At 41.0% G+C, this 10,025-nt stretch carries 8 protein-coding genes and 4 pseudogenes; 8 read left to right on the top strand and 4 right to left on the bottom strand.

Translation table 11 applies throughout. From position 1 onward, the window contains the following. Positions 1-119 precede the first annotated feature (119 nt). A complete protein-coding gene (locus ACTNB8_RS11295) occupies positions 120-575 on the top strand; it encodes a hypothetical protein (RefSeq protein WP_441054726.1) in 456 nt (151 codons plus the stop codon). 23 nt (positions 576-598) lie between these two features. Next, on the top strand, positions 599-898 hold the full coding sequence (locus ACTNB8_RS11290) for a hypothetical protein (protein WP_441054724.1): 300 nt from the start codon (positions 599-601) through the stop codon (positions 896-898). A gap of 232 nt (positions 899-1,130) precedes the next feature. On the opposite strand, the pseudogene ACTNB8_RS11285 reads toward ACTNB8_RS11290, so the two are convergent. Beyond that, positions 1,131-1,355, bottom strand: a pseudogene (locus ACTNB8_RS11285) (IS3 family transposase); the annotation flags it as partial. Here ACTNB8_RS11285 and ACTNB8_RS11280 point away from each other — a divergent pair. Beyond that, positions 1,350-1,493: pseudogene (locus tag ACTNB8_RS11280) on the top strand (helix-turn-helix transcriptional regulator); the annotation flags it as partial. The pseudogenes ACTNB8_RS11285 and ACTNB8_RS11280 overlap by 6 nt on opposite strands. Before the next feature lie 48 nt (positions 1,494-1,541). Continuing rightward, a pseudogene (locus ACTNB8_RS11275) lies at positions 1,542-1,977 on the top strand (alpha-amylase family glycosyl hydrolase); the annotation flags it as partial. On the opposite strand, the pseudogene ACTNB8_RS11270 reads toward ACTNB8_RS11275, so the two are convergent. The 3 genes and pseudogenes from ACTNB8_RS11270 to ACTNB8_RS11260 form a co-directional block, all read right to left on the bottom strand. Next, positions 1,966-2,187: pseudogene (locus ACTNB8_RS11270) on the bottom strand (hypothetical protein); the annotation flags it as partial. The pseudogenes ACTNB8_RS11275 and ACTNB8_RS11270 overlap by 12 nt on opposite strands. Before the next feature lie 98 nt (positions 2,188-2,285). Beyond that, positions 2,286-2,894, bottom strand: a complete 609-nt coding sequence (locus ACTNB8_RS11265) for a GNAT family acetyltransferase (protein WP_441054722.1) — start codon at positions 2,892-2,894, stop codon at positions 2,286-2,288. Beyond that, on the bottom strand, positions 2,887-3,072 hold the full coding sequence (locus ACTNB8_RS11260; RefSeq protein ID WP_014080774.1) for a hypothetical protein: 186 nt from the start codon (positions 3,070-3,072) through the stop codon (positions 2,887-2,889). Before ACTNB8_RS11260 ends, ACTNB8_RS11265 begins: the two co-directional genes overlap by 8 nt. Before the next feature lie 457 nt (positions 3,073-3,529). On the opposite strand from ACTNB8_RS11260, the gene ACTNB8_RS11255 reads away from it, so the two are divergent. The 4 genes from ACTNB8_RS11255 to ACTNB8_RS11240 are packed head-to-tail and all read left to right on the top strand — an operon-like array spanning position 3,530 to position 10,002. Continuing rightward, on the top strand, positions 3,530-5,116 hold the full coding sequence (locus ACTNB8_RS11255) for a diguanylate cyclase domain-containing protein (protein WP_441054719.1): 1,587 nt from the start codon (positions 3,530-3,532) through the stop codon (positions 5,114-5,116). A gap of 52 nt (positions 5,117-5,168) precedes the next feature. Further along, positions 5,169-7,280, top strand: a complete 2,112-nt coding sequence (locus ACTNB8_RS11250) for an NAD-dependent epimerase/dehydratase family protein (RefSeq protein ID WP_441054717.1) — start codon at positions 5,169-5,171, stop codon at positions 7,278-7,280. Next, entirely contained in the window at positions 7,277-8,170 is an 894-nt protein-coding gene (locus ACTNB8_RS11245) for a hypothetical protein (RefSeq protein ID WP_441054715.1), read from the top strand. Before ACTNB8_RS11250 ends, ACTNB8_RS11245 begins: the two co-directional genes overlap by 4 nt. Then, the gene (locus ACTNB8_RS11240; protein WP_441054713.1) at positions 8,158-10,002 is read left to right on the top strand and encodes a DUF2194 domain-containing protein; all 1,845 of its coding nucleotides are present in this window, start codon (positions 8,158-8,160) and stop codon (positions 10,000-10,002) included. Before ACTNB8_RS11245 ends, ACTNB8_RS11240 begins: the two co-directional genes overlap by 13 nt. The last annotated feature ends 23 nt before the right edge of the window (positions 10,003-10,025 follow it).

The raw sequence follows: 10,025 nt of genomic DNA, 5'->3' as shown, positions 1-10,025 counted from the left end.
ATAATACAAATGTATAACACCGTAATCAACCACAGATAGTAGGTTGATAGAAAGGAAAAGGTATATTTGTAAATGACCGTTAGATGAGTCAATTACAATATACCAGGAAAATTATGAGCATGAAACAGGTTCAGGTTTTAGAGGCAACAAAGGCAGCACCGAACAGTAATGGCAGACGTACTGCGGGCATACAGATTGAACGTATCCGCGTTGTATTACTTGGATTTATTGGTGAATCCATAGCAAACCGAACAAGCATCAATTACTGGGGACGCAGAAGTCTGTTTCTTCTGGCATACGGACTTGTTATATGCTGTTTTGCGGCGGCGAGAGATGGACTTGATAAGACAATTCAGAATACAATCAATGGAAGCTGTGCGCCGGGTGTATTCTCGTTGGTCAGTATCCCTAATCTGATCGGATGTATTGGAGCTACAATCATTATCATTTCAGCTGTCGCAACTCCGATTGCAAAATCACAGCACATGAGGCAGATATGGTTTTATGTGATGTCCAGTGGAGTAATGCTGAAGATTCTTGTAATGGAAGTGGCAAGAATTATTGTCAGAGTATAGTAATTTTATTGTGTTAAATAAAAATGAAAGTTGAAACAGAAAGACTTTATTTATATCCAATAAGTGATGATGAGATGAGATGCTTGATAGACAAAGAAGCTGATACAGAAATGAAGCAGGCATATACTGAAATGCTGGAAGGATGCCTTTTGGAACCAGATCGTAGGATATGGTATGCAGTCTGGAATATGGAACTAAAAGATGCTCCAGGAACGATTGTGGGCGATTTTTCCTTCAAGGGACTGGGCAAAGACGGCATAGTGGAAATCGGATATGGATTAAAGGAACCATATAGGCATCATAGATACATGAGAAGCATGTGAATCAGGAAAGGCAGCATAATGTTACTGAAGCAGAAGCAAAAAACTATATTCAGAATGCTGTATTTTCTACAACAAAATGGAAAGGAAGAACAGTATAATGAGTTGATGAACGTAAAAGAGAAAGCCGACCCAGACTTGACAGAAGAATAATAAATTCATAATGGATATAAAAACAATCGCTATATGACTGATATATGATATGTACCCAGAATTCTGGACACATATTTATAAGTTAGGCGGACATTATGGATGCTTCTCTGTATTTTACAGGAGGCATCCATTTTGTTTTTGCCTGGATTCGTTTGCTATTATAGTAATCAATATATTCATCAATAGCAATTGCAAATTCTTCAAATGATGTATAATCTTTTTCAAAACCATAATACAGTTCTGTTTTTATTCTTCCAAAGAATGTTTCCATGATGCAATTATCGTAGCAATTCCCCTTTCTAGACATGCAAAACAGCTGTTACAAGATACGGATATTCCTGTTACAGAGATTGCAATGCAGAGTGGATATCAGAATGTAAGCTATTTTATCAGAAGCTTCAGAAAAACATATGGAGTTTCTCCGTTAAAATATAGAAAAAAATAAGCCAGGTATATGGTTAGAAAGGAGAGGATATCCCGGTAGAATCAGAAAATCTGCTGGAGAGATATTCAGATTTATCCGAAAAGCTTTCAAGATTCGGATGGAGATGGAATCGGTGATATTCCAGGAATTATCAGCAGATTGGATTATTTGAAAAAACTTGGAATAGATGCAATCTGGCTCTCACCGGTGTACCGTTCGCCACAGGATGACAATGGATACGATATTTCAGATTATCAGGATATTGAGCCGATGTTCGGAACAATGGAAGATATCTGTATTCGGAGGACCGGCATGGGAGTGGGTTCCAGAACTGGGACAGTATTATTTTCATCAGTTTTCAGTGAAACAGCCAGATCTGAACTGGGAGAATCCGAAAGTGAGAAGAGAGCTCTATGATATGATTCTCTGGTGGATGGAAAAAGGAGCAGGTGGATTTCGTCTGGATGTAATCGACCAGATTGCAAAAGAGCCAGATCTTAGTGTAATGCTTTTTGTATTGTTTTGCATAGGCTTTAGCAAGTTCACTTTTTCCGATTCCGGCAATTCCGCAAAGAAAAACATGACGGTTTTCCTCAAGCATGGTATATAATTCTTCCAGTTCTTTATCTCTTCCGATAAAATGACGGCATGGTTTCGGAACCTCACTGTCCATAATGTAATCCAGCACAATGGGGGATAAAGCCCCTCCGGCGAGTTGGAGGAAGAAAAACAGAATAAAGAAGAAAAAGAAGCGGCAGTTTCCTGAAATACAAAATGTAAATCAGACTGTCGCTTTTTTCATGCATTTTTAAATCAAATAAATTTTAAAAGCTGATGCAGAGTGTGTGGCTCATTATTCTGAGAAGCGGTAATACGAGTATCAAATGGCTTGAAATGATTCTGCGTATAAAAGCTCAGAAGAAATTCATTATCTTCGCATTCAAGAAACTCCATAACGCCGCCTATGGAATATTTGAGACTGGATATGGTTTCCAGTGCAAATCCCAGTAGAATATTTCCAGGAATTCGTTTTTCCTTTGGAAGAGAATAGTTCTTTCCCAACTGGGCAATCAGGTAAGCTGCGGTGGTATAGGATTGTGTTTCTTCATCCAAAATACTGACACGGGACAGCTTTTTTGCCATTGTCTTGCTGATATTTGAAGCACGGACAGAGATTGGTTTTACTGTAAGTGAAAAATAACCAACCAGTGAAGCATCTTCAGCATCAAATACCAGATAAGTGATAGATTGATCTTTTTTGGTAAACTCAATCGCATTATGTAATAAAAAGTATTCCACATCGGGATTTTTGGGACAAGAAAAATCGGAGAGTAAGTCGTAAAGACTTTCCTCTCCGATATATGTCGGTTCGTCTTTATCCAAATATGCCCGAATATTAACGGTAAAATATTTATCAGACATGTTTTTTCTTTCTTTTTGACATTAAAGCTAAGATTTCCTGTGGGTTCGTTAACTGACGTCCGGGAAGTGTCTGCTTTGGTGTGCGGTCACGGTCGGCTTCGTCAATTGCTGCGACAAAACGCTTTACGCTATTTGGATTGGATACGACAAAATTATGAGTAATACTTGAAGTAGCCATACTAACACCTCCTCTTTCTTGTGTATTTATAGTATATGCAATGTGTGATAAAAACACAATATCAAAAACAGAAATTATTTCTAAATAATTTTCAAGCCGGACATTTATTAGACGCCTCCGGTAAGCGAACAATATTTTCGAGCCAATCATTTATAAGTCGCCAATGGTGGGCGGGCAATATTTTGATAACAGAAATGTTCTGTATCTAACTTAATTATACAATTGACAGAGAAGTGCGTCAATAAGAAAAATAAGTATTGAAAATAGTTGGAACAAGTACCCAACCCTGCAAAAGCAGGGCTTTGTCTACAGTCTGAGATTCCCAAATGGGAATCTTTTTTTGAAAAAAATAAATTCAAAAATGAGAATCTATGGTATAATAAAAAATTATTCGGCAGTTATGCTGACACGATTATATCTGCCGGAATGGCAAAAAATATTATAAGAGAGAATGATTATGAAAAAGATACATACTGCAGTTACTCTTATAATTATCTTCTTTATGGTAGCTGCATTATATATTTGCGGGAGATATGAGAATGCTCCCGACAGAATTTTTACAGGAAAAGTAAGTGCCCCGGAAGGTGAGTGGACGATTGATGCTTCCGACGGTGTTACGAAGGCGGAGGTCACCTTCAGCCTCTCAGATAGAGGAGAGCACGAGGAATGGGTGCTGCTTCTCAGATCCCATTGGAAAAATTATTATGTGCGTGTGGGCGATGAGACGATCTATCACAGGAACGGAAAAAGAGATGGATCGGTGCATTTGTTTGATATTCCATCAGGAAACAGTCTGACGATCAGCTTTATCGGTGGGACGAAAGATAATCTGAAAGGCATTGAGAGCTCGGGGATATTGATAGGAGACAAAACCAGTATGTACAGACGGATCATAAAGGATAACCTTTATGCGGTGCTTATCGGTGTACTGTCGCTTGTTCTTGGTGTGATGTGTATTGTCGCCTGTCTTTATATGAAAGCGGGAAAAACGGAGAAGATCTACCGTGCACTGCGGAATCTGGGAATCTGTATTTTGACCGAAGGAATCTGGGTGGTGACAGACTCGCAGATTTTGCTGTTAGTCATTCAGCACACCAGTATTATTGAGCAGATATCATTCTTGTCCTTTTTCACATTGCCGTTCCCTCTTCTGGAATTTATCAAAGAGATCATGCCGGGCAAACACAGGATGCTGTCCGTGATGCGTAAGCTGTTTGTTTTTAACTTAGTCCTTTATCTGTTAAATTATATCAGCGGATGTGATATGATGACCATAATACTTATCTGTGAACATCTGCTTATGACAGTAACACTTCTGCGCGTGATCTGGAATGGGGTCAATGAGAACAAAAAGCATAAAAATCTTAAATTGCAAAGAGTTATTAATGGATGTGTAGCATATTGCGTTTTCAGCATTATAGCACTCGTTTTATTTTATTATGGAAATGTAGTGAGCTATTCCTATATCTATTCGGTCGGTATTGCGATATTTATCGCATTTTTGATCAATGCAGCCTGTATCGTAATGTATGAGCAGGTTCAGGAGAATGCCAATGTCGAGATCTATGCAAGAATGGCCTATATGGATACGATGACCGGTCTTGGAAACAGAACGGCATTTCTGGAGGAGAACAAGAGTAATGCGGTTTTCCCGGGAATGATTTCCTATATAATGATGGATGCCAACAATCTGAAGAAGATAAATGACAGCCTGGGACATAATAAAGGTGATGAGCTTATTATCACGATCGCAAAGTGTATGAGAGCTGCCGTTGGACAGAACGGTCAGTGTTACAGAATCGGCGGTGATGAGTTCGTGATTATCCTGAAAAACAAGACAGCCGAAGAAACAGAAGAGATCATAAGGCAAGTCAGAGCGGAGATTGAATTTGCCGATGAACAAAGTGACATTCCTATCTCTGTTGCAATGGGATATGTCTGGACAGATGCAGAGGAAAAGAATCTGCCGGAGCTGATCCATTGTGCTGACGAGAAGATGTATAAAGATAAAAAGAGGATAAAAGAAAATACACCTTCTGCATAAATGATAGGTTGGAAATGATAGAAATGCGCAATATATGATTACGAGGTGACGTATGAAATTACTGATGACCGGAAATATCGGATATATTACAACAGAATTTATCGAGGAGGCTTTCCCTGAGTGTCAGATTCTTCTTCTTGGAGAGACTGAACAAAAGTCAAATCGCAATAAGAGCTTATCGGTATACCCGATGCCGAAGACGGAGGAAGAATTCAAAGACATTTTCAAGACGTATGAATTTGAGGGAGTGATTTATTTTTCTAATTATCTTACATTTCATGGGACGATGGAGGGTGAGATTGAGACTTTACGCAAGCTATTACATTACTATAAGGGGAATCTGAATTCCAGGCTTCTGTATATTACAGGACCGGATAGTTTATATGAAGATACAACAGGAAAGACGCTGATGGTCCGCTCGGCAGAAGAGTTCTGCAGGCAATACGGCGAGCTGCATCAGATCGCTGTCAAGATTCTGCGTGTGCCGTATCTTTATTCCGGTACTTATGAGGAGGATTATTTTTTCAAGTTGTTCTCAACTGTGATCAATAAGAAGCAGATTACATTTGAAGAAGCACCGGCACAGGAGATGCATTTTCTTGCTTTGAGTGATCTTGGGGATTTATTATACAAGATTTTTGATAACTGGGGAGAGGGGAGCGCCTGTCTTCAGGTTCCGCAGGTATTTCATTTTACTTTTCAACAGTTCGGGGAGAGACTGGCACAGATGTTTCCGGCTGCAAACATTACCTATTTGTCAGAGGTGCTGATCCGGGAGGGGATATCTGATGACCACGTTCTGAGAAATGAATACGGTTGGTTTCCGAAGATTTCTCTTTTGGAGGATCTCACAGAAATTTATGAGGATTATTGTGAGAAAACGAACCATAAGACACGGAAGATCGATGTAGTAAAAACTTTTTTGAAAGTACATGATAAAATCGTGAAAATCGCGGAATTGCTGCTCACATTTTTTGTTTTTGAAGCACTGAACCGGGTGGCGGGAAATCAGGTGCAGTTTCAGATGATCGATCTGAGGCTTGTTTACATCGTGCTGTTCAGCAGTCTGTACGGCATTAATTATGGGCTTGCTGCAGCGGGGCTGGAAACACTTTCATTGCTGGCAGCATATACGAAAACCGGGATCGGTTGGACGACACTTTTCTACGAACCTTCGAACTGGATTCCGTTTATCTTCTATTTTGCAGTCGGCGCGATCTGTGGTTACATCCGACTGAAAAACAGAGATAATATTCAATTCATGAAAGAGGAGAATAAACTGATCCTGGATAAATTTCTGTTTATGAGAGAAATGTATCAGGAGACGCTTTCTGATAAACGGCAGTACAAGAAGCAGATTCTGGGAAGCCGTGACAGCTTTGGTAAGATTTTTGATATTACGAAAAAACTGGATATCATTCTTCCGCAGGAGCTTTTTATTGAAACTCTGCATGTGATGGAATCAGTTCTTGAGAATCATACATTTGCGATTTATTCAGTTGGAAAGAATCAGAGCTATGGACGTCTTGAGATCGCATCCCAGGGAATGACAGATGTGTTGAAAAAATCCATTTGTCTGGATGATTATCTGGAAGCGAAAGAGACGATTGTGTCCGGAAAGGTGTGGGTAAACCGGAATTTCCTGGACGGCTATCCGATGTATATGAACGGGATTCACAAGGATGGAGAGCTCGTGATGCTGATTTTCATTCAGGAAGTGGGAAGTGAACAGCTTTCCCTCTATTATCTGAATCTGTTCCAGATTCTCTGCGGTCTGGTAGAAACAGCACTTTTGCGCGCACTGGAATATCAGGAGGCAATCAAGAACAGGCAGTACGTGCAGGGTACACGTATATTGAAGCAGGAGTATTTTGAAGAACGGCTGTATTCCTTCCATTCTATGAGGGAGGAGAATCGGGCATCCTATGTGCTTTTGAAGCTGGAGTATCCGAAGATGACACTGGAAGAGGCAGACACAGCGCTACAGGCTTCGGTCCGTGAAAATGATGTCTGGGGGATTTCTGAAAAAAGAGAGCTCTTCCTCATTCTTTCACAGACGGACAGAAGTTCCTTGCCGATCATTCTTGCAAGACTGGAAAATAACGGCTTCGTCTGTCATGAGATCGATACCGTGGAGAATGCAAATACAGGAGAAAAATTATGATTCAGACAGTGCTTGGAGTATTCCTGATCCTGTTACATATTGTCTGCTGTGTGCTTGTCTGGCTGGGGATAAAGACACATCTGCTGAAGGTGAAAAAATATCTGATGGCACTTGTGATCTTCGTTCCTTTCTGGGGAACAGTGTGCGTGCTGCTTTTGCATTTGCAAATGCTGACCAGAAGAGACAATAGGATAGAACCGGGAGTGGAAAAGCTTCGTGTAAATGAAGAGATTTATAAAAATATTTTTCAGGCAGTTTCGGATACGGACAAAAAGATCGTTCCGTTAGAGGAGGCACTTTTGATTAACGAACCGAGAGTGCGCCGTGAACTGATCATGGATGTGTTAAATGATGATCCGGAAGAATATATGGATCTTCTGAAACAGGCCCGCATGAATGAAGATGTAGAGGTTGTCCATTATGCGATCACAGCCATGGTTGAACTTTCCAAGGAATATGATTTTCGTTTGCAGAAGATGGAGAAGCTGTATGCGGCATCACCGGACGATTCGGAGATCCTGGAGCAGTACTGTGATTTTATGGAAGAGTATCTGAATCAGGGGATTCTGGAAGCCCAGATGGAGAGAGAACAGAGGGAACGTTATATCCGTCTTTTAAGACAAAAGCTGAAGGTGAAAACGACGCTCTCCACATGTGTACGTCTGTTACAAAATCTGATGAAAACAGGAGATTATGTTCAGGCGGAAGAGATTCTAGGGCTGATGGATCAGAAATGGCATCGGAAAGAGGAGTTCTGGATTTTGAAGATCCGGTATCTGGCAGAACGAAAAAAGGGAGCGGAGTTGCAGCAGTGTTTAAGACAGATGAAAGAGGAGCAGATCTATCTGTCGTCTAAGAGTAAGGAGGTATTGGCTTTTTGGCTGGATTAAAATCATTGAAAACATTTCCGTTTAAAAGTATGCTGGTGATCCTGGGTGTATTTCTGATGATCGCGGTCGTCCTTTTTGCTGAACGAAGTGGAATTCAATATACTGAAAAAAACAGAAAAGTCGCATATCTCAGTCAGGAAGAAGTGGTTACGGAACAGATGGCTGCGAAATCACTGCCGAAGACCTGTCTGGTATTTCGTAACAGTGAAGATGAGGCGAGTGTGGCTGCATGGGAGCAGTTTCAACAAATTTTTAAAGATATGAAGGTTGGAACAGATGTGGTAGACCTGCAGAGTGCATCCTCTATTCCAGATTATCATGCTTATGAAACGGTTGTTATATTACTGAGTGATGTAAGTCCGTTGAAAGAGAATCTTATCGAACTGTGTGATTGGGTGTCAGAGGGTGGGAATGTACTTTTTGCCCTGACACTTCAGAAAACAGCGTATTCATCAGTGATTGAGCAGAAGCTTGGAATCATTTCTTCCGGATATGACAATATACTTGTAGACAGTATTTATTTTGAACCGGAATTTATGCTTGGCGGCGGACAGGCTTATGCAATCACGGATCCGTATGACTCTGCCTGGGCAGTGCAGCTGAGTGAGAATGCGAAGGTTTATGCGCATGTCAATGAAAAAAACGGTCAGCCTGTCATTTGGGAAAACCAATATGGAAAAGGGAAGTTTGTAGTAGACAACTTTGGACTGTATGAGAAAGCGGTGCGTGGATTCTATGCGGCTTCCTACAGTCTCCTTACTGATGTGGGGGTTTATCCGGTGATCAATGGATCAGCATTTTATCTGGATGACTTTCCATCACCGGTTCCGGAGGGAGATGCTACTTATGTGAAGCGGGACTATGGAATGAGCATTAGTGATTTCTATATGGATGTGTGGTGGCCGGATATGCAGGCGCTTGCATCTGATCACAACGTTCGCTATACCGGTGTGATTATTGAAAATTATGAGGATGCGACGGATGGAACGATTAAGAAACAGAAGGATACCAGACGTTTTCAGTATTTTGGAAATATGCTGCTTCATCAAGGTGGAGAACTCGGGTATCATGGATACAATCATCAGCCGTTGAGTCTTTCAAATGTGGATTATGGTGACGTGCTTCCGTATGATACATGGAAAAATGAGGCGGCCATGAAAAAGGCTGTAAAAGAATTGATCCATTTTGGAGAGGATACATTTCCCAGTGTATCAATGTCAGTCTATGTACCGCCGTCCAATGTATTGTCAGCAGAAGGAAGGGAGATGTTCGCGAAAGATTTCCCGGAGATCCGGACGATCGCCAGTAATTATTTCACCGGTGAGTTTGCGTATGTGCAGGAATTTGAAGTTGCAAAGGATGGGATTGTAGAACAGCCGCGTATCATCTCCGGTGCAATTATCGATGATTATATGAAGATGGCGGCACTGTCGGAATTAAATATGCATTTTGTGAACAGTCATTTTATTCATCCGGATGATCTTCTGGACGAAGACCGCGGTGCAGCGCTTGGCTGGGAAAAGATGAAGAGCAACCTCGCTGAATATATGGACTGGCTGGTGGATTCGGCACCGTCCTTGAGACAACTCACCGGTTCGGAACTATCCGGTGCGATTCAGCGTTATGGAGCGGTTACATTTACAAAGACAGTGACAGAGCAGTCTATAGAATTGAAGCTTAAAAACTTCTATGATGAAGCATATTTTATGGTGAGGATCAATGAAGGAACACCGGGTGAAGTTTCGGGAGGAAAACTTACACATCTGACAGGAAATCTCTATCTGCTTCAGGCAAAGGAACCAACAGTAACTATTGAGAAATTAGAAGATTGAAATACAAAGCGGTAACACGCGAC

Source organism: Blautia sp. HCP28S3_G10 (assembly GCF_052065235.1).
Classification (GTDB): Bacteria; Bacillota; Clostridia; order Lachnospirales; family Lachnospiraceae; genus Blautia_A.
This window is presented reverse-complemented; position numbering and strand designations above follow the sequence as displayed.

Excerpts from the sequence above, each read along its gene's own strand:
- ACTNB8_RS11295 (WP_441054726.1), top strand. The coding sequence starts at position 120 with ATGAAACAGGTTCAGGTTTTAGAGGCAACAAAGGCAGCACCGAACAGT.
- ACTNB8_RS11290 (WP_441054724.1), top strand. The coding sequence starts at position 599 with ATGAAAGTTGAAACAGAAAGACTTTATTTATATCCAATAAGTGATGAT.
- ACTNB8_RS11265 (WP_441054722.1), bottom strand. The coding sequence starts at position 2,894 with ATGTCTGATAAATATTTTACCGTTAATATTCGGGCATATTTGGATAAA.
- ACTNB8_RS11260 (WP_014080774.1), bottom strand. The coding sequence starts at position 3,072 with ATGGCTACTTCAAGTATTACTCATAATTTTGTCGTATCCAATCCAAAT.
- ACTNB8_RS11255 (WP_441054719.1), top strand. The coding sequence starts at position 3,530 with ATGAAAAAGATACATACTGCAGTTACTCTTATAATTATCTTCTTTATG.
- ACTNB8_RS11250 (WP_441054717.1), top strand. The coding sequence starts at position 5,169 with ATGAAATTACTGATGACCGGAAATATCGGATATATTACAACAGAATTT.
- ACTNB8_RS11245 (WP_441054715.1), top strand. The coding sequence starts at position 7,277 with ATGATTCAGACAGTGCTTGGAGTATTCCTGATCCTGTTACATATTGTC.